This is a genomic window from Mucilaginibacter sp. (genome assembly GCF_025359345.1).
In the GTDB taxonomy this organism is placed as follows: Bacteria; Bacteroidota; Bacteroidia; order Sphingobacteriales; family Sphingobacteriaceae; genus Mucilaginibacter.
Window position 1 is genome coordinate 129,587 of record NZ_JANYGQ010000026.1, and the last position, 17,519, is coordinate 147,105.

Annotated in this window: 21 protein-coding genes; 12 read left to right on the forward strand and 9 right to left on the reverse strand. The window is 42.5% G+C overall.

The annotated features are described in order from the left end of the window. Positions 1 to 168: 168 nt before the first annotated feature. Positions 169 to 657 (forward strand): hypothetical protein, encoded by a 489-nt coding sequence (locus Q0R52_RS16990; RefSeq protein WP_295796373.1) that lies wholly within the window; start codon positions 169 to 171, stop codon positions 655 to 657. A 764-nt stretch (positions 658 to 1,421) separates the two neighbouring features. Here the strand turns inward: Q0R52_RS16990 and Q0R52_RS16995 are convergent. Continuing rightward, positions 1,422 to 1,853, reverse strand: coding sequence for a DUF1801 domain-containing protein (locus Q0R52_RS16995; protein WP_295796376.1), 432 nt, complete (start codon positions 1,851 to 1,853; stop codon positions 1,422 to 1,424). A 761-nt stretch (positions 1,854 to 2,614) separates the two neighbouring features. On the opposite strand from Q0R52_RS16995, the gene rpsL reads away from it, so the two are divergent. The 4 genes from rpsL to rpsJ all read left to right on the forward strand — a co-directional run bounded on the left by rpsL (position 2,615) and on the right by rpsJ (position 6,244). Beyond that, on the forward strand, positions 2,615 to 3,037 hold the full coding sequence (rpsL, locus tag Q0R52_RS17000) for a 30S ribosomal protein S12 (RefSeq protein WP_096350116.1): 423 nt from the start codon (positions 2,615 to 2,617) through the stop codon (positions 3,035 to 3,037). Positions 3,038 to 3,056: 19 nt separating this feature from the next. Next, entirely contained in the window at positions 3,057 to 3,524 is a 468-nt protein-coding gene (rpsG, locus tag Q0R52_RS17005) for a 30S ribosomal protein S7 (RefSeq protein ID WP_252788427.1), read from the forward strand. A 151-nt stretch (positions 3,525 to 3,675) separates the two neighbouring features. After that, a complete protein-coding gene (gene fusA / locus Q0R52_RS17010; RefSeq protein WP_252788425.1) occupies positions 3,676 to 5,787 on the forward strand; it encodes an elongation factor G in 2,112 nt (703 codons plus the stop codon). A gap of 151 nt (positions 5,788 to 5,938) precedes the next feature. After that, positions 5,939 to 6,244, forward strand: a complete 306-nt coding sequence (gene rpsJ, locus Q0R52_RS17015) for a 30S ribosomal protein S10 (RefSeq protein WP_022830652.1) — start codon at positions 5,939 to 5,941, stop codon at positions 6,242 to 6,244. A 342-nt stretch (positions 6,245 to 6,586) separates the two neighbouring features. Here the strand turns inward: rpsJ and Q0R52_RS17020 are convergent, their stop codons facing one another. The 5 genes from Q0R52_RS17020 to Q0R52_RS17040 form a co-directional block, all read right to left on the reverse strand. Beyond that, positions 6,587 to 6,880: a hypothetical protein gene (locus Q0R52_RS17020; protein WP_295796380.1), complete on the reverse strand. Its 294-nt coding sequence runs from the start codon at positions 6,878 to 6,880 to the stop codon at positions 6,587 to 6,589. Between the two features lie 60 nt (positions 6,881 to 6,940). Continuing rightward, positions 6,941 to 8,227: a retropepsin-like aspartic protease gene (locus tag Q0R52_RS17025; protein ID WP_295796382.1), complete on the reverse strand. Its 1,287-nt coding sequence runs from the start codon at positions 8,225 to 8,227 to the stop codon at positions 6,941 to 6,943. A 145-nt stretch (positions 8,228 to 8,372) separates the two neighbouring features. After that, positions 8,373 to 8,744, reverse strand: coding sequence for a glyoxalase superfamily protein (locus tag Q0R52_RS17030; protein ID WP_295796384.1), 372 nt, complete (start codon positions 8,742 to 8,744; stop codon positions 8,373 to 8,375). Positions 8,745 to 8,746: 2 nt separating this feature from the next. Continuing rightward, positions 8,747 to 9,193: a hypothetical protein gene (locus tag Q0R52_RS17035; RefSeq protein WP_295796386.1), complete on the reverse strand. Its 447-nt coding sequence runs from the start codon at positions 9,191 to 9,193 to the stop codon at positions 8,747 to 8,749. Between the two features lie 12 nt (positions 9,194 to 9,205). Then, positions 9,206 to 9,898 carry a hypothetical protein gene (locus tag Q0R52_RS17040; protein ID WP_295796389.1) on the reverse strand — a complete coding sequence of 231 codons (693 nt, stop codon included), beginning with the start codon at positions 9,896 to 9,898 and terminating at the stop codon, positions 9,206 to 9,208. A gap of 130 nt (positions 9,899 to 10,028) precedes the next feature. Between Q0R52_RS17040 and Q0R52_RS17045 the strand changes: the two genes are divergently transcribed. The 3 genes from Q0R52_RS17045 to Q0R52_RS17055 all read left to right on the forward strand — a co-directional run bounded on the left by Q0R52_RS17045 (position 10,029) and on the right by Q0R52_RS17055 (position 11,937). Continuing rightward, a complete protein-coding gene (locus Q0R52_RS17045) occupies positions 10,029 to 11,288 on the forward strand; it encodes a prephenate dehydrogenase (protein ID WP_295796391.1) in 1,260 nt (419 codons plus the stop codon). Between the two features lie 98 nt (positions 11,289 to 11,386). Further along, positions 11,387 to 11,641 carry a type II toxin-antitoxin system Phd/YefM family antitoxin gene (locus tag Q0R52_RS17050; RefSeq protein WP_252788419.1) on the forward strand — a complete coding sequence of 85 codons (255 nt, stop codon included), beginning with the start codon at positions 11,387 to 11,389 and terminating at the stop codon, positions 11,639 to 11,641. A 17-nt stretch (positions 11,642 to 11,658) separates the two neighbouring features. Next, entirely contained in the window at positions 11,659 to 11,937 is a 279-nt protein-coding gene (locus Q0R52_RS17055) for a Txe/YoeB family addiction module toxin (protein WP_252788418.1), read from the forward strand. A 17-nt stretch (positions 11,938 to 11,954) separates the two neighbouring features. On the opposite strand, the gene Q0R52_RS17060 is transcribed toward Q0R52_RS17055, so the two are convergent. From Q0R52_RS17060 to Q0R52_RS17070, 3 genes are all read right to left on the reverse strand, one after another. Beyond that, a complete protein-coding gene (locus Q0R52_RS17060) occupies positions 11,955 to 13,370 on the reverse strand; it encodes a C45 family autoproteolytic acyltransferase/hydolase (protein WP_295796396.1) in 1,416 nt (471 codons plus the stop codon). Between the two features lie 380 nt (positions 13,371 to 13,750). Further along, on the reverse strand, positions 13,751 to 14,380 hold the full coding sequence (locus tag Q0R52_RS17065) for a hypothetical protein (RefSeq protein ID WP_295796398.1): 630 nt from the start codon (positions 14,378 to 14,380) through the stop codon (positions 13,751 to 13,753). Then, a complete protein-coding gene (locus tag Q0R52_RS17070; protein WP_295796399.1) occupies positions 14,367 to 14,717 on the reverse strand; it encodes a helix-turn-helix transcriptional regulator in 351 nt (116 codons plus the stop codon). The genes Q0R52_RS17065 and Q0R52_RS17070 overlap by 14 nt, the downstream gene beginning before the upstream one ends. A 422-nt stretch (positions 14,718 to 15,139) precedes the next feature. Here Q0R52_RS17070 and rplC point away from each other — a divergent pair, with 422 nt between their 5' ends. From rplC to rplB, 4 genes are read left to right on the forward strand one after another with little or no spacing between them, the layout of a single operon-like run. Continuing rightward, positions 15,140 to 15,757: a 50S ribosomal protein L3 gene (rplC, locus tag Q0R52_RS17075; RefSeq protein WP_252788410.1), complete on the forward strand. Its 618-nt coding sequence runs from the start codon at positions 15,140 to 15,142 to the stop codon at positions 15,755 to 15,757. Position 15,758: 1 nt separating this feature from the next. Continuing rightward, positions 15,759 to 16,388: a 50S ribosomal protein L4 gene (rplD, locus tag Q0R52_RS17080; RefSeq protein ID WP_252788409.1), complete on the forward strand. Its 630-nt coding sequence runs from the start codon at positions 15,759 to 15,761 to the stop codon at positions 16,386 to 16,388. Positions 16,389 to 16,390: 2 nt separating this feature from the next. Beyond that, positions 16,391 to 16,681 carry a 50S ribosomal protein L23 gene (gene rplW / locus Q0R52_RS17085; RefSeq protein ID WP_252788407.1) on the forward strand — a complete coding sequence of 97 codons (291 nt, stop codon included), beginning with the start codon at positions 16,391 to 16,393 and terminating at the stop codon, positions 16,679 to 16,681. Between the two features lie 8 nt (positions 16,682 to 16,689). Further along, positions 16,690 to 17,517 (forward strand): 50S ribosomal protein L2, encoded by an 828-nt coding sequence (gene rplB / locus Q0R52_RS17090; RefSeq protein ID WP_252788406.1) that lies wholly within the window; start codon positions 16,690 to 16,692, stop codon positions 17,515 to 17,517. The last annotated feature ends 2 nt before the right edge of the window (positions 17,518 to 17,519 follow it).

The window sequence follows — 17,519 nt, forward strand, 5'->3', positions numbered from 1 at the left end:
TTTGAGGGATTGCACCGATTGGAGTATGATTTTTTCCTTTTGCTTGTTTTTAAAGGCGCTCAAGAGGGTTTCGCCGTTGCACCGATTTTTAGCGCGGATGTTTACGGATGATTTTGGTGAAGCTGATGTTAATATTTATACTTTTGCTTTTAACAATCAAGCCTTGTTATGATCTATTTCAAAAGTGTGCAATTACCCTGTAACGAAAAACAACTGCTTGAAAAGGCAATGCGAAAAGTAGCGATTAAACGCACACGTTCACTTGATTTTGCGTCAGTAGCCTATAATACAGGTGCCGAAAAGCTTTTTTTGGGTCTTGATAATAAGCGCGACGTTAAATTTACGCGTTTGCATACTTCGCTTGAAAAGCTTTTGCCAACAATTATTATCAGTTTTCCAAAGGATGAGGCTGATAGCAGATACCGGCTGCGGCTTGGCTTTTTTCCGACACTCTTTTTTGCCCTATTTGTATTGCTTTTTTTGATACCGGGCGTTTTATGGCTTATAAATCACGACAGTTACGATGGTGACAATTACGATGTTATAGTTGTGCCGGTATTTTTCCTTGGTGTATTTATCTTGTTAACGTGGTTAGAATTAAAGATTGTTGATAGACAAATGAAGAAGGCGGTAGAACGGTATGAAAAGGAAAATTAGTGAGAATTTTCAACTTTGTTTTATTTCGTTACGAGAAAATATTTTTCTTTATTAAGCTGCGCTGACAAACGTTCGCATTGTTAACCGTTACTTTGGCGGCAGATAATCTACCTGTAACCGTCATCCCGGCCAGTAAAACCCGGGGTGACGGTTCATTCAAAAAATTTCCTGCTTATTATTCCACTGTTACGCCTGGAACGTTTGGAAAGGGGGATAACACGCGTTCCAGGCGTTACAAATACTTTAATGGTGCGAACGGCGAAGCCCTCTTGAACGCCTTAAAAATAAACACCTGTGAAAAATCATGGTTCAGACAAATTGCTCATGCAAACCACTGTAACGCCTGGAACATTTGTAAAGGGGAATAACAGGCGTAACAAGCGTTCCAGCTATTTCGTATTGAAAAAAGTTTACGCTGTCGACGATTAATCCTGTTGTGGGTTTACATTTTTATCTCCTGTATCGCTTGTATTGCTGTATTGGTCAGTACGATGATACAGAACAGCAGGTAAAGGTCTATAACTAAATTGCTATATTAAGAGGTATAAAAAGGCAATATATCAGTTAGAATTATTTTGATATACCAGTTAATTTTACTAAATTTGTTAGTATAAGATCCTTTTAGGCAATTCAATCAGTTTTCCCGGTATTTAGTTGCAAAGCAGTCCTTTACTTATAGTAGTAAGCGGGTAAGGAGGGAGTGTATTTAAATATCAAGGAGATATTTTGAACCTTGATAATCGCAGTTGAAATAAATGGAGCAATTACTTGTCCCTTGTAATCTCAACGCCATCCTTTATTGCTGCTTCAAGTACATCAATATTTATATCTTTTAATTTTTTAAACTTAATGCAATACCCGGTAACGCTTGCCTTGCCGAGGTCTTTACCATACGTTTGGGCCAGGTATGTTTTATCTGTAAGACCGAGAATATAGACCGATATCCCGGTTGTGTTAGCACTCAAACCAATCTGAAAAAAATCCCTGGTCTTTCCATCGGCATATTTTATGGTGTAAAACCCATAGCCAATATTAGGGTTGCTAACGGTTTTATTGTCGGCGTTTTTACCGTCCTCGAACCATAGTTTACAGCCGGGTAATGCCTGGAGTATGCGTGTATGCAATGCTTGCATTTCACTGCGTTTTGGTTCAGGCTGGCTGGTAATATAGTTTTCTATTTGTTCTGGTATGCTCATATTGATATTGAATTATGGGTTTGCTTAACTACCTTCTCAAATGGCAAATCAAATTGTAGCTCATACATTTTTGGCTAAAGCCGTCAACACGCTTTTTAAATCCCGTCCCTTAAAAGGGACGGCAATGAAATAGTTCGTTCTTTACTTCATTGCCGTCGGTTTTAACCGACGGTTAGGGAATAACGAAATGAGGCTTTAGCCAAATTCCACCATCCTGAAGAATTCAATATTAAGCATTTGAGCGATAATTTGATTTGTACCGCTGTATCGCCATGGCGACTAATACAGCGATACAAGCGATACAAATCTGCACAATTTAATAAGTAAAAGCTAAAATATATCTGTAACGCCTGGAACGTTTGGATTGGGGATTAACAGTCGTTCCAAGCGTTACAGTGTCATTTGTATGTGCCGGGTAACTCTTTTTCGTCATTGCGAGGAACGAAGCAACCTCTACGCACGCAAATCAATGAAGCATAAACTTTGTGGTAACCTGTCAGCCGCATTTAGGTCACCATTGACATAAAGGTTAGTGACTGTCCTTCGTAGAGTTTGCTTCGTTCCTCGCAATGACGCGGGGGGTAACCAATCCGCCAACCCCGCCTTTTCCCAACCCTTTCAGCCCCTGCAACTTAAACCGCAAACTTTTTTCATCAACCTATTGAAAATCACAAATTAAGTCCGTACTTTTGCAGTCCCGAAAAACTGCCCGCTGTGTTGGTGGGTTACGGGATAAAAACAAATAAACAAAAAAAGGAAGAATGCCTACTATTCAACAATTAGTTAGAAAAGGTAGAGTAGCTCTGGTTGACAAGAGTAAGTCGCCAGCGTTGGACAGCTGTCCACAGCGAAGAGGCGTATGCACACGCGTGTATACCACTACCCCTAAAAAACCAAACTCAGCAATGCGTAAAGTGGCCCGTGTGCGCCTTACCAACGGAAAAGAAGTTAACGCTTATATCCCAGGTGAAGGTCACAACTTACAGGAACACTCTATTGTTTTGATCCGTGGCGGACGTGTTAAGGATTTGCCAGGTGTACGTTACCACATCATCCGTGGTGCATTAGATACATCAGGTGTAGCAGGCCGTAACCAACGCAGAAGTAAATATGGAACTAAACGCCCTAAACCAGGTCAGGCAGCAGCTGCGACTAAGGGTGCACCAGCTAAGAAAAAGAAATAATTAAAGGAGGATAGTAACAATGAGAAAGTCGAAACCAAAAAAAAGAATCCTTCTTCCTGATCCAAGATTCAATGATGTTCTGGTAACCAGGTTTGTAAACAACATGATGTATGACGGTAAAAAATCTACCGCATATTCTATTTTCTACAATGCTGTTGATATAGTTGAGAAAAAAACTAACGAAAACGGCCTTGATACATGGAAAAAAGCTTTAAACAATGTAATGCCTGCTGTTGAAGTTAAAAGCCGCCGTGTAGGTGGTGCAAACTTCCAGGTGCCTACTGAAGTTCGTCCTGAGCGTAAAGTAGCTTTAGGTATGAAATGGCTGATCAGCTATGCCCGTCGTCGTGGCGAAAAAACCATGATGGAGAAATTAGCAGGCGAAATTATTTCGGCAGCTAAAGGTGAAGGTGCAGCAGTGAAGAAGAAAGAAGATACGCACAAAATGGCTGAAGCCAACAAAGCGTTCTCGCACTTCCGTTTCTAATAAAAATTAGTGATTGAGTGAATTAGTGAATTAGTGATTTAGTAACATTATGCTAATCGTTAATTCGTTACTTCGCTCTTTCATTCAGATAATTAGTGTTTGGTGCACATAAAATTCACTAACTCACTAATTCACTAATTAAATAATTAACATGTCAAGAGATCTTAGATATACAAGAAATATAGGTATTGCCGCTCACATTGATGCCGGCAAAACTACTACTACAGAGCGTATACTGTACTACTCGGGCTTTAGCCACAAAATTGGCGAGGTTCACGAAGGTGCAGCTACGATGGACTGGATGGCACAGGAGCAGGAGCGTGGTATTACCATCACTTCGGCTGCTACTACTATCGACTGGAAATACCGTGGCAAACAATACCACATCAACATTATTGATACCCCGGGACACGTGGATTTTACCGTTGAGGTAAACCGCTCGTTGCGCGTATTGGACGGTTTGGTGTTTTTGTTTAGCGCGGTTGACGGTGTTGAGCCACAATCTGAAACTAACTGGAGGCTTGCCAACAACTACAACGTTGCCCGTATAGGTTTCGTTAACAAAATGGACCGCAGCGGCGCCGACTTTTTAAATGTTGTAAAACAGGTGAAAAGCATGTTAGGCAGCAACGCTGTTCCGCTTCAGTTGCCAATTGGCGCCGAAGAGAACTTTAAAGGTGTTGTTGACTTAATTAACTGGAAAGGTATTGTTTGGAATGAGCATGATAAAGGTATGACCTTTACCGAAGTGCCTATCCCTGCTGATATGATTGAAGAAGCAACCGAGTGGAGAGAAAAACTGCTTGAATCGGTAGCTGATTATGATGAGAGCCTGATGGAGAAATTCTTTGACGCTCCTGAAACAATTACTGAGCGCGAAGTGCTTGACGCTTTACGCAAGGCTGTTTTGGATGCCAAGATTGTTCCTATGGTTTGCGGTTCATCGTTCAAAAACAAGGGTGTTCAAACCATGCTTGACTACGTGATGGAATTACTTCCTTCGCCGATGGACGTTGATGGTATTGTGGGTACTAACCCTGATACAGGCGAAGAAATTGTTCGTCAGCCATCAGAAAAAGAACCATTTGCAGCGTTGGCGTTTAAAATTGCAACCGACCCGTTTGTGGGCCGCTTGTGCTTTATCCGCGTATACTCAGGTAACCTTGAAGCTGGTTCGTATGTGCACAACATGCGTTCGGGCAACAAAGAGCGTATCAGCCGTATATTCCAGATGCACGCTAACAAGCAAAACCCTATACCTAACGTAGGTGCAGGTGATATTGCTGCGGTAGTAGGCTTTAAGGATATTAAAACAGGTGATACCCTTTGCGACGAGAAACACCCGATTGTATTGGAATCGATGAATTTCCCTGAGCCGGTTATCGGTTTAGCTATTGAGCCTAAAACACAGGCCGACGTAGATAAATTAGGTATGGCTTTAGGCAAGTTATCTGAAGAGGATCCAACCTTCCGTGTAAAATCAGACGAAGAAACCGGCCAGACTATAATTTCAGGTATGGGCGAGCTTCACCTTGATATCATCATGGACCGCTTAAAACGTGAGTTTAAAGTTGAGGTTAACCAGGGTGCTCCGCAAGTAGCTTACAAAGAATCAATTACCGGTACTGTACAGCACCGCGAAACTTATAAGAAACAAACCGGTGGTCGCGGTAAATTTGCCGATATCCAGGTTATTATTTCGCCAAATGACGAAGGTAAAGAAGGTTTACAGTTTGTGAATGAAATTTCAGGTGGTTCAATACCGCGTGAGTTTATTCCATCTGTCGAAAAAGGCTTTGCTGCTTCAATGGCGAATGGTGTATTGGCAGGTTACCCGTTAACCAGCTTAAAAGTACGTTTAATTGATGGTTCGTTCCACGCAGTCGATTCGGATGCGTTATCTTTCGAGATAGCCGCTAAATCTGCTTACCGCGAGGCGTTGCCAAAATGTAAACCGATGTTGCTTGAGCCGATCATGAAAATTGAGATATTAACCCCTGAAGAAAACATGGGTGATGTTATCGGTGACATGAACCGTCGTCGTGGCCAGCTGTTAGGTATGGATTCACGTGCAGGTGCACAGGTAATTAAAGCTACTGTACCACTTTCTGAAATGTTTGGTTATGTAACCCAGTTACGTACCATTACTTCGGGCCGTGCTACTTCAACCATGGAGTTTGATCACTATGCTGAAGCGCCACGTAACGTACAGGAAGAAGTAGTTGCCAAAGCAAGAGGCAAAAAAGCTGCAGCTAACGCTTAATTAGAGATTAGTTGATTGGTGATTAGAGATTAGTTGCCAATCAACTTTTTAAATACAATAACGTCAATCCTAACAAATAGCTCTTAGGGGAGACAATCAAACAAATCGGTGAAATCGCCTAAATCGGTGAAATCATCACAAAAAAAACAACATGAGCCAAAGAATCAGGATCAAACTAAAATCGTACGATTATAACCTGGTTGACAAGTCAGCCGAGAAAATCGTAAAAACAGTAAAGCCTACGGGCGCTGTAGTTAGCGGACCACTTCCGTTACCAACTGAAAAGAAAATCTTTACAGTATTGCGTTCACCGCACGTAAACAAAAAAGCACGTGAGCAATTTCAATTATGCTCATACAAACGCTTATTAGACATTTACAGCTCGAACTCGAAAACTGTTGATGCCCTGATGAAACTTGAATTGCCAAGCGGCGTTGAGGTTGAAATTAAGGTGTGATAGTACCGGAAGAGTAGGTATTTAGAATCAAGAGCCAAGAATCAAGATTCAAGATAGATAAAAAAGCCATTTCGAAAGAGGTGGCTTTTTTGTTGGCAAAATAATCTGCTATCGTCATTGCGAGGAACGAAGCAATCTCTGAGCTATGCAGATCATGAACCTTTAACTATGTGGAGAGAAAGCGGCCGTATGCTTCACACAAGCGTTATCCTCCCTGATTGTCCTTCGCAGAGGTTGCTTCGTTCCTCGCAATGACGAGTTTGTTATGAGGTGGAGAAATGTACCTGTCCGCACCGTCCACCACCTATGGCCTCTCAAAACCGGACGGACAAACACCCCTAATTAATACACCCCATCCGGCGCACTATAATCCAATATAAAATCAGCAACCTGCTTTTGTTCGTCGCTGTTTAGCTTGTCGCCGTTATATTCCCAGGTCGCGTCGTCTTTGTCTATAATAAGCTCACCTAAAAAGTTAGCCTTTTTTATATCATGCGGTTCAGATTCAGGCTTTGCGCCCTCGTGTACAAAGTGTGCCGAAAATAAATGGTAGCTGCCGTTTGCCCAGTCGCCTTTTTCGTTTACTATTTCCAGTTCGCGTTCGTTGTTTTCTTTACCGATTTTTATAATAACCATGTTTTGTGAGTATACAAGATACTACAAGGATTGGTGGAACTTGTTTGGTTAAACAAATTCTTATTTCCCCTCAAAATACATATCCCTAAAATTATACACCACTTCGTTAAACTTATTTAAAAAATCCTGGCCTATGTTGCCATAGAATTTCTCGCCGGGAGAGATGACTTTGGTAAGCACGCTCACGCTATCAATAGTTACGGTTCTGCCGCCTAAGGTTAAATTAAGCTTTGGCAACACATACACTTCTTTTTTTTCAGAGCCACCTGCGCCGGCAAAGCCCTGCGTCTTTTTAACGGCAGTTTTCAGCACTGTTGCATTATACCTGTTAAAGTACGCCAGGTACAACATCGACGTGCTGGCACCCGAATCAAAGTGAAAAGATAAGGTATCATTACCTGATTTTAAGGCAAGCACAGGGTCGAGGCCATCCAGCGCAAAATTGTGCAAATCACTTTTGGCTGGTGTTGCAGGGATGGTCATTTTGCCGTCTTTAAAAATATGAACCTCCTGCATTTGCGCTATAACCGGGAACCCGATAATAATATTAAGCTGGACCTTAATCGGTGCAATATAAAGTATGCTATCGGGCATCACCTGGAAGAACACGTTCTTTACCAGTATATCGCCTATATAAAGACTGTCGGCAATGCCCATGCCGGTTTTAAATGTGATACCAGTGGCCCCACTGCCCTCGTTATAGGTTACATCCAAAATATGCAGCCCCAGTTTTTTGGCGTAGGTTTTTGATATGGTGGAGATATTGGCGCGGGTATCAAATATGGCATCGAAGTTTTGCGCATTAGCTTTAATGGGGAACTCAATCAGCCCCAACATATCCCTGTGCCAGGGGATGGTGGTGTTGGCTTTTATTAGCGTTTGCTGCGCCGGGATATTTTTAAGACCGTTGCGGATTACTAGGTCGTTGTTGATATCATCGATTACATCCTTATGCAGGGCGTGTTTGTATTTTGATAATATCATGCTGTCGCACTGCGCAGCCCTTAAATACTGGAAAGTTTTGAAATAGCTGTCGCCCTGCAGGCGCTTTAACGTAGATTTTACTGAATCCGGCGCAGTAAAGTTAGCCAGGTTAAAAAGGGAATCAACATCCTTCACGCATTCTTCGTTGCGGTTAAATGCGTTATCGATAAATGCTTTGAAATATAAACGGTTACTTTCATCAAGCTCAATACCCGATTGCTTGTACCGTGCATCCAGTTTAAAATATTCGTTTTTTGCTAAAAGGTCTTTAAGCTGCTTTTCAACAACGGGGTTGTTTTGCTGACGGCATCCTGCCATCAAAACTGCAAAAGCAGCAATAAAAGGGAGGTATCTAAGGTTCATAGCTATTAGATAGGCTGGGCAATTGGATGTTACATCGGTTACCAGGCAAATTGTAAAATGGGTATTTTCGCATACTGGCTAAATAACATCCACAGACCAGGCTCCACCGGAGCTGACCATGCCGATAATATTCAAGATTAAATAACTACGCCACTACTTCGCCAAACGTTATTCGGTTGCCGAATGGATCGTGCACGGTCATGTTGATGACTTTTTCATTCCACTCCGGTACTTCCAGGCCCGGGCGGCCATATTTGTATCTTTTAGCATTAATGTCGCGGTTATAAGCTCTGAGGTTTTCAAAATCATCGATGTTAATGTGCGAACCGGGGCTGCCGTCGCCGTGATGTTCTGATAAATGAATGATAACATCTCGGAGGGATACCTGCAGATACTTTGGTGTTGTTCCCGGTTCAAACTCGTGCTCCCAGTCAATAGTGAAACCGAGCCATCTTATGTAAAACTCAATAGCTTTATCATAGTCAAAAATGCGGAAGATGGGTTTTATTACACTCATAATTAGATATCAAAAAGGTGTTGTTCATCCAAGAAACTAAGCCAAACGCCTTCTAACTCATCAACCAGTTGTGGCTTTATGGAAATCCCCGATGCTTGCGGCGTCCAATTTTGTGCTGCTAAATTCCCGGTTTTTAAAATATCCATACCAAGTATGTTTTGTTTGGTGGGGTTTAGCAAAACATCGAGCGCAATAGTTATCCGGTAATAATGCCTGCCGTTGCGAAAAGCAGGGTATGGCTCAGAAGCTATAGTACCCGAACCAAAAATACCTCTCGGCTCAACGCCAAGCCTTATCATGTAAGCCCTGTCGCCCGGTCGTATGCTTTTGTGGCTGATTACGCTCCAGTTATCTTCCAGCTTACCGGTTGTTTTTAGTTTTTCGATATCCTGGTCAAGATCGGGCCATTCCCATTTAACGGGATTCCAGCCAAAGAGGTAGGCTTTCATGCAATAACCGGACTAGCTTCTGCCCATTAATTCATCCACCTTATTACGCTCAGTTTGCAGTTCGCGGGCAAGCTTCTTTTCCTTTTCGTTGGCTTTGGCTTTGTAGGTTTTAAACTCTTCTTCCAGTTCGTTATAAAGGCCAATGCGATAACGTGCCTCCCGGCTATAACTGCCCGAGCGGTAGATGACTATTGCTGCCGTAAGCCCCAGCACAATTACCAGGCCCCACATTATCAGGTTATAAACGCCTTTATCGATATAAATACCCAACAGGTTTATGGCGTTAACCCGTGAGTTTGATTGAGCCAGCGATTTTTCCTTTTCAGATACATTGCTTTGTAGATCGGTAGTGGTTTTGGTTGCAGCGGCAAGTTTTGCTTCAGCGTCCTGTAGTTTTTTGCGGTCCACGTTCATCGTGTCACGCATGTTTTTGTAAAACGACGTAACAAAGGGTTCCTGCATATGGTATACTTTGGTTAAAAGGTATTTATACTGCCCGCTTATTGATTTATCGCGCATAAGCAACGTGTCTTCGTGGGTGGCTTTACGAAACCTGAACGTGGGGGCTTGTCTGTAAGCTGGTTTGGCTTGTACAGGTTTTGCTGCCGGCGGCGGTGTTTGCAAATTAACGGAAAGTGCACGTCCGTAACCGGTTATTATTATTAGGATAATGATAAATGGTCTTACTATAAAAAGCTTGTTCATAGGGTGAGTTTAGTTCAACAATATTAACAAAACAGGGCTTTTACGGTTTTTATTGCCTTAAAATACCCTTTTATAAATGCGAATGTAAGGTTTCGTACGGAATTTTGCTACTCATAGCTATATTAGCAGCATGAATATAGGCATTATTGGCTTGGGCGATATGGGGCGTTTATACGCCAAAGCTTTTGCAGAAGCAGGCTACAAAGTGTGTGGCTGCGACTTGCCCGCAAACCGCGACCGGTTGGAAGAGGAGCTTACACCGTATGATATTAAAGTGATGGATAGCGGGAAAGATGTATCGCGCATCAGCGATTTAATCATCTATTCGGTTGAAGCCGACCGCATGGCGCATGTTGTTGGCGAGTTTGGTTCATCAACCAAATATGGTGCCATAGTAGCCGGCCAAACGTCTGTTAAAACCCCGGAGATAACCACATTCGAAAAATACCTGCCTGCCGATGCGCAAATCATCACCTTTCACGGTATGCACGGCCCGGGCTTTAAGCCGAAAGGGCAGAAGCTGATATTGATACGCCATCGCGCTGATGACGCAGCGTACCAGCGCATGCTGGATTTGTTTACGGCCATCGGCTCGGATATTGTTGAACTCGGCGATTACCACGAGCACGACAAGATGGTTGCCGATACGCAGGCTGTAACACACGTAGGTTTCGAAAGCATGGGCACAGCATGGAAAGAAGCCGGGTTTTTCCCATGGGAGAATGCGTCATACGTCGGGGGTATAGATAATGTAAAGATATTGACCACCCTCCGTATATTCAGCTACAAAGCGCACGTATACGCGGGCCTGGCGATACTGAACCCCTATGCAAGGCAACAGGTGAAACGGTATGCCACATCCGAGTCGGAGTTATTTAAACTGATGATAAAGGAGGAGGAGGAAGCGTTCCGCGCCAGGCTTTACCGTGCCCGCGATTTTGTTTTCCACGAAAGTCGCAAGCCAATTATGCTGAATGACTCGGTGATGAAGGAGTTTTCATTGTCAGACAATGCGCATCTTCGCAAGCCCAACTCGCACCTTAGTATATTAAGTATGGTTGATGCCTGGTACCACCTGGGCGTAAACCCTTATGATAACCTTATTTGCCAAACCCCGCCATTCCGTTTACGCCTGGGTATTGCCGAATATTTGTTTAAAAATGAAGAACTGCTGGAAGAATCGATAGAAACAGCGCTATATGATAAAACCATTCGTGGTGATGATCTGGAATTTCACTCGGCCGTACGCGAATGGTCGTCGATAATTGGTTACGGCGATATGCAGGGCTACAAAAAGCATTTTAACGATGTACAAGCCTTTTTTGACGGCAGGCTGGAAGAAGGGAATAAGCAGAGCGCGGAGTTGATTAGGAGGTTGATGAGCGAGTAAACCGCTGATTTGATTGATTACGTTGATTTGCGATAAAAGATTATTATAAAATATTTATTTATATTTGTACGTTATAAAGTACATCTGAAAGTACAAATATGAAAGCAATTACAATATCGTCGTTAAGAACAAAGATGAAAGCTTACTTTGACGGGGTAAGCGGTTCGCAGGATGTTATTGTCGTTCCCAGGAATAATAATGACGACGATGCCATAGTAATTATTTCGATTAAGGAATATAATTCGTTAAATGAAACAGCCCATTTACTATCCACTGGTGCAAACAGGAAGAGGCTGGAAGAGTCTATCGAACAGCTTAATGCCGGAGAAGTGATTCCTTACGCCTTTGATTAAACTCAATACGCGTTAGCATGAACACGGAGTTTACAAAAAATGGCTGGGAAGATTTTGAATATTGGCTTGAGAATGACCCCGAAACCGTTAATAAAATACGGGATCTTATAAAGTCCATCAAACAAACACCATTTGCAGGCTTAGGAAAACCAGAACCCCTGAAGCATGGCCTCAAAGGGTTCTGGTCGAGAAGAATTACGGGTGAGCATAGGTTAGTTTACCAAATATCCGGTACAAAAGGCTCGGATCAGAAATGCTCAATTTTGCAGTGCCGGTTTCATTATGGCGATAAATAACACTGCCCAATCAAAAATTAGTTAGCAGCCGCGCTAAACAACGTCCACGGATAAGCTTTCATATTCCTCAAATATTTACCCTGGGTTTTAACATATTCCGGGTGTTTTTTAAGAAACGGCCCGGCCAGGAAGTCGGCGCCACCGGGATGGCCCATGTGTGCCCACATCTGCATTTTACCGGCCAGGTTGCTGGTTGTTACCTTCCCTTGTACGGCACCCATCGGGAAAAATGCAGGTTCATTAAATTCCTTACATCCCATTGGGTCTTCTTCTACGTGGCCATCAATAACGCAGCGGTTATAGGCGTCTTTGTTATTTAATGCGTCGTACGTATCGCCTTCGATGGTTTTGCCGGTGGTGTCGCTAAGCTTGCCTTTATAATCTACATAAACCAGTTTTTCCATGCGCTTCCTGCGTGCATTTGGCGATGTAGTTTTGTCGTTTACGTCAAAAGTGGTTTCCTCTTTAATAAGTTTAGGGTCTATGGCGAAATTGGAACCAATAATGGCCGTGTCTTTCGAGCGCCATACTTTGAAGTTTTTAAGCCCGAGTTCAAGCTTGGCAACCTCGTTGGTTTTGGTATCGCCAATCAGCCAGTCGTTGGCATAGCCGCCGTTGTTGTCGGTTGTCATTATTTTTACAAAATCGTCGATGTTGTTGGCGTACTGGGCGGCTTTGCGGGCACGTACAAATTCGGCTGTTTTGGTGGTATCGTAGCCCTTAAACTGGGTTATGGTAGTTTCGGTTATCAATACACCGCTCTTGCTTACCACAAAATCGTCGCCGCTATGAATAAAGCCGGGGCCGGTATCCATTAAAAATTCGTTGCCCTTTTCGGGTTTTATATCGGCAATTACGTTCCAGCGTTCGCCAACAATATAGTCGGTCCAATTATTATGGGCAATCACAATTTTATGGTCCTTTGTAAAGCTGCCGGTGGCAATAAATGCGCTGCAATTGCCGGGAGCCCGGTTATTGCCGCTGCCGGGTTTAAGTTTGTTCATTAATAAAGGCACATAATATCCAGGCAGTTCGTAATAAGCATTCAACGCAGTTATGTCGAGCGAATCGTACTTAAAACCTTTAGCCCGCAGTCCCTCGGCAATACCTTTCATTTCATCCTGGTATTCCTTGTCGACCTTCTTCCATAAAAACCTGGCGGAAGCTGCGCGATAAAATTCCCATGTTTTGCCGCTGCTGCTTGGCAGGTAATATTGCATTACCTTAATCATGGTATCAATTTCTTTAGCTGCCAGGAAACCGTGCTGGTAACCAATGTCGGCCGGTGCGCCTGCCAGGTGCAGGTATATCCAGCCATTTTTGTCTTCGCGACTGGCATTGGCCAGGCGGTTGTTTGTTTTGGGTGCTTCTTTACAACTGAAAAGTACAGTTACTAGTAATAAAGTAATGAGAATTTTTAAAGGGGATTTCATTTTGAGTCAGTTAGTTAGCGATGGCTGAATATAGGAAAAACATATGAAGTTTTCAAAACGGCATAAGTTTTTGACAATGACGATTTCTTATATTTGGATACAGGGGAACGCCAACTCTTTAGGTCTGCACGGCTACGCGCCAAAGGAAAAAATAGGTTACCAGCTCCGCAAAGCGTTCCATTTTTACATTTTGGAACACCTCGGGTAAAGTGGAACTCGCTGATTATCAATGATTCCAATTTTATTAAATGGTCAGATTTAAGTAAGTGGCTAGCAACCAACACTACGTAAGCGCATTTTTTTGGCAATACCGCTGTAAGTGCTTAATAATCAAGTATCCCGTCTTTTTTACCAGCCCGATTTTTGTCTCGCTGAGGTAATTAATTGTTAATTTTTGCTGTGTTTATTAATTCTCCCCGGTATAAATGATAAAAGAACATGGGCAGAAATACGAGGTTGAGCAGCAAAACGCCTGCTACTATTTGTGCGCCTGCTGTTGGATAATGAAGTGATTTAAAAATAGCGCCAACAGAGATTAGTAATGCAGCCAAGAACCCTGCTATTACCCGTACATTATATCCAGCTGTATGAGATTTCCAATGTTTTATGGAACTTGAGAACAGGATAATGGCGGTGGCGATTACTAAAAGGAAAGCGATTAGGAACAAGACGGAAGCGCCCGGCCAATGCATGGTTTTGAACATAATAACTGTGGAGATACAGAATACGGTTAAAAAACCGGCGAAATAAATGGTGCGTTTCATGATCGTTTGTTGTTTATGGTTTAAAATAAAATAAAGTTCCTCCTGTATTTCGTGCATACCGTTGGGTGTAATGGCCTGGAATGCAGTTTTATAAGCCGATTCAAAATCAGCGCCGGTTAATAGTATTTCTTCAATAAAGCAGCAATAATGGTCGAGCAAGTCATTTTGAAGAGCCTTATCGGTAACCCCATCAGCTATGATGTGCCCAAGAATTATCATTTCCTCATCGTCACTAAGTTGTCCCATATGGTTTTGATGGCGGTGCGTTAATTAATTGATGTATGGTTTGTAAGAATGCCAACAATTCATCTACGGATGCTTTAGCCGATATTTTTCCGGATGGTGTAAGGCTATAATACTTACGGATCCTTTTACCGATAAATACTTCCTCGGCAACTAACAATTTATCTGCTTCCAGTTTATGAAGCGCGGGGTAAAGCGAGCCTTCTTTAACCAGTATTTTTTCATCCGACATTTCTTTAACCAATTGCACTATCTCGTAACCATACATCCGGCCTTTTTCTTCCAGTAATTTAAGAATAATGGTGCTTAGTGTGCCCTTCAGTAATTCCGTTTGTATCATGGTTGTTTATTGCATCAGTTAACAATGCATCACAAAGCTATGTATTTAAATTTAACATGCAAATTTTTTATTTTAGGATGCACAACACAAACTATCATTCAAACTAATGACGCATGCCGTATAAAAAAAAATGCCGCAACCAAAGATTTTTAGGCAAAGTGCACCGGTCCATCCTCAAAATAAATCACGCAAAACAATAATTCATCCCGCGGTAAGTATAATCTAACCTGATTCCGCCAATCAACCACTCACTTTATCAAGCAATTCCCTCACAAATCGCCATCAAAATAAATTATAAAAAAATAACTCACTAACTATTTGATAATTACTGTAAAGTTTCTATCTTTGCCGTCCCTTTCGGGGGGAATAATATGTCTTGAACGAAGCCCTACTGCTTCGATGGACACAAACTAAAAAAGAAAATGTCAGGAATTATTGGTAAAAAGGTAGGAATGACCAGCATTTTCGATGAAGCAGGAAAAAACATTCCCTGCACAGTAATCGAAGCTGGCCCTTGTGTGGTAACACAGATTAGGTCTGTTGAAACCGACGGATATGCAGCTGTACAGCTTGCATATGGCGAGAAAAAAGAAAAACACACTTCAGGTCCTTTAAAAGGTCACTTCCAAAAAGCCGGCACTACACCAAAACGTAAGCTGGTTGAATTTAAAACTTTCACGGACGAAAAAGCATTAGGAGACACTATTTCGGTAGATATCTTCGAGATAGGCGACTTTGTTGATGTGGTTGGTACCTCAAAAGGTAAAGGTTTTCAAGGTGTTGTAAAACGTCATGGTTTTGCGGGTGTGGGTATGCAAACTCACGGTCAGCACAATCGTTTACGTGCACCAGGTTCAATGGGAGCGTCTTCATGGCCTTCACGTGTATTTAAAGGTATGCGTATGGCCGGACAGATGGGAAATGAGCGTGTGAAGATTCAGAACCTACAAGTTGTGAAAATTTTCGCCGAGCAAAATCTGCTGGTTGTTAAAGGTTCCATCCCCGGAGCTAAGGGTTCATTCGTAATAGTGGATAAATAAGATGGAAGTTAAAGTAGTAAATGTATCAGGTAAAGAAACAGGTGCCAAGGTGCAACTTCCTGAGTCCGTATTCGGTATCGAACCAAACGATCACGCAATTTATCTTGATGTTAAGCAGTATTTAGCTAACCAGCGTCAGGGTACACACAAATCAAAACAGCGTAACGAAATTGCAGGTTCAACCCGCAAGTTATATAAGCAAAAAGGTACCGGTGGTGCCCGTGCAGGTAGCGTAAAATCTCCATTGTTTAATGGTGGTGGCCGTGTATTCGGTCCGCAGCCGCGCGATTACAGCTTCAAGTTAAACAAGAAGCTTAAATCACTGGCCCGCAACTCTGCTTTATCATACAAAGCAAAAGACAGCAACATAGTAGTTGTAGAAGACTTTACTTTTGACGCAATCAAAACTAAAAGCTACATACAGCTTCAGTCAGATCTTAATGTTAGTGATGTAAAAACACTTTTAGTATTAGGCGCTGCAAATGACAATGTTTATTTATCAAGCAGGAACCTGAAAAAAACTAAGGTTATTGTGGCAAACCAGTTAAACACATATGATGTGTTAAACGCAGGCAAGCTAATTTTAACTACAGGCGCCCTTAAAACTTTGGAGGAAGCATTAGCTAAGTAATTATGGAAATTTTAAAGAAACCCTTACTTACTGAAAAAGTAACTCAATTAACCGAGAAGCTTAACCGTTATGCTTTCAAAGTTGATCCAAGAGCTAACAAGATTCAGATTAAAGGAGCCATTGAGGCTATGTATGGTGTTAATGTGAAAGCTGTAAACACCATGAAATACGTTGGTAAACTTAAAACCCGCAATACAAAAGCAGGCGCCGTTAGCGGCCGCGCTGCAGCGTATAAAAAAGCGGTTATTACGTTGAAAGACGGAGAAGTAATTGATTTTTATAGCGGTATATAAATAAAGAGATGGCAGTTAAAAGATTTAAACCGGTTACACCCGGTACCCGCTTCCGCATAGATACCAGTACATCGGATATCACAACAAACGTTCCTGAAAAGTCGTTGGTTGTGTCTGCGAACACTCGGTCAGGCGGACGTAACAACAGCGGTAAAATGACCATGCGCTACATGGGCGGTGGCCATAAACAAGCCTACAGGTTAATTGATTTCAAACGCAATAAATTTGATATCCCTGCAAAAGTTGCAACTATCGAGTACGATCCTAACCGTTCGGCACGTATAGCTCTGTTACACTTTGTTGACGGAGAGAAAAGATATATGATAGCGCCGGAAGGTTTAACAGTTGGATTAACTGTTATATCGGGCGAAACAGCGCCACCTGAAATTGGTAACACCTTACCATTAAAAAATATACCGTTAGGCTCAATTATTCACAATATTGAATTGAACCCAGGCCAGGGCGGTACCATAGCACGTAGTGCAGGTACTTACGCACAGCTTTCGGCACGTGACGGTAAATATGCTATCATCAAATTGCCTTCAGGCGAAACACGTATGATATTGTCAACTTGCTTGGCAACTATCGGTACCGTTTCAAATGGCGACAAAGCAAACGCTGTGTTAGGTAAAGCCGGCCGCAAACGCTGGTTAGGCCGTCGCCCAAGAGTTCGTGGTGTAGCCATGAACCCGGTAGATCACCCTATGGGTGGTGGCGAGGGCAGGGCCTCAGGTGGTCACCCACGTTCGCGCAAAGGTTTATTAGCTAAAGGCTACAAAACCCGCGACAAAAAGAAAACATCGGATCGTTATATCATTGAAAGAAGGAAGAAATAACA

Excerpts from the sequence above, each read along its gene's own strand:
- Q0R52_RS17065 (WP_295796398.1), bottom strand. The coding sequence starts at position 14,380 with ATGGGACAACTTAGTGACGATGAGGAAATGATAATTCTTGGGCACATC.
- Q0R52_RS17030 (WP_295796384.1), bottom strand. The coding sequence starts at position 8,744 with ATGAGTGTAATAAAACCCATCTTCCGCATTTTTGACTATGATAAAGCT.
- rplW (WP_252788407.1), top strand. The coding sequence starts at position 16,391 with ATGGAAATTTTAAAGAAACCCTTACTTACTGAAAAAGTAACTCAATTA.
- fusA (WP_252788425.1), top strand. The coding sequence starts at position 3,676 with ATGTCAAGAGATCTTAGATATACAAGAAATATAGGTATTGCCGCTCAC.
- Q0R52_RS17020 (WP_295796380.1), bottom strand. The coding sequence starts at position 6,880 with ATGGTTATTATAAAAATCGGTAAAGAAAACAACGAACGCGAACTGGAA.
- Q0R52_RS17035 (WP_295796386.1), bottom strand. The coding sequence starts at position 9,193 with ATGAAAGCCTACCTCTTTGGCTGGAATCCCGTTAAATGGGAATGGCCC.
- rplB (WP_252788406.1), top strand. The coding sequence starts at position 16,690 with ATGGCAGTTAAAAGATTTAAACCGGTTACACCCGGTACCCGCTTCCGC.
- Q0R52_RS17025 (WP_295796382.1), bottom strand. The coding sequence starts at position 8,227 with ATGAACCTTAGATACCTCCCTTTTATTGCTGCTTTTGCAGTTTTGATG.
- Q0R52_RS17050 (WP_252788419.1), top strand. The coding sequence starts at position 11,387 with ATGAAAGCAATTACAATATCGTCGTTAAGAACAAAGATGAAAGCTTAC.
- Q0R52_RS17040 (WP_295796389.1), bottom strand. The coding sequence starts at position 9,898 with ATGAACAAGCTTTTTATAGTAAGACCATTTATCATTATCCTAATAATA.
- rpsL (WP_096350116.1), top strand. The coding sequence starts at position 2,615 with ATGCCTACTATTCAACAATTAGTTAGAAAAGGTAGAGTAGCTCTGGTT.
- rpsJ (WP_022830652.1), top strand. The coding sequence starts at position 5,939 with ATGAGCCAAAGAATCAGGATCAAACTAAAATCGTACGATTATAACCTG.
- rplD (WP_252788409.1), top strand. The coding sequence starts at position 15,759 with ATGGAAGTTAAAGTAGTAAATGTATCAGGTAAAGAAACAGGTGCCAAG.
- Q0R52_RS16995 (WP_295796376.1), bottom strand. The coding sequence starts at position 1,853 with ATGAGCATACCAGAACAAATAGAAAACTATATTACCAGCCAGCCTGAA.
- rpsG (WP_252788427.1), top strand. The coding sequence starts at position 3,057 with ATGAGAAAGTCGAAACCAAAAAAAAGAATCCTTCTTCCTGATCCAAGA.
- rplC (WP_252788410.1), top strand. The coding sequence starts at position 15,140 with ATGTCAGGAATTATTGGTAAAAAGGTAGGAATGACCAGCATTTTCGAT.
- Q0R52_RS17060 (WP_295796396.1), bottom strand. The coding sequence starts at position 13,370 with ATGAAATCCCCTTTAAAAATTCTCATTACTTTATTACTAGTAACTGTA.
- Q0R52_RS17055 (WP_252788418.1), top strand. The coding sequence starts at position 11,659 with ATGAACACGGAGTTTACAAAAAATGGCTGGGAAGATTTTGAATATTGG.
- Q0R52_RS16990 (WP_295796373.1), top strand. The coding sequence starts at position 169 with ATGATCTATTTCAAAAGTGTGCAATTACCCTGTAACGAAAAACAACTG.
- Q0R52_RS17045 (WP_295796391.1), top strand. The coding sequence starts at position 10,029 with ATGAATATAGGCATTATTGGCTTGGGCGATATGGGGCGTTTATACGCC.
- Q0R52_RS17070 (WP_295796399.1), bottom strand. The coding sequence starts at position 14,717 with ATGATACAAACGGAATTACTGAAGGGCACACTAAGCACCATTATTCTT.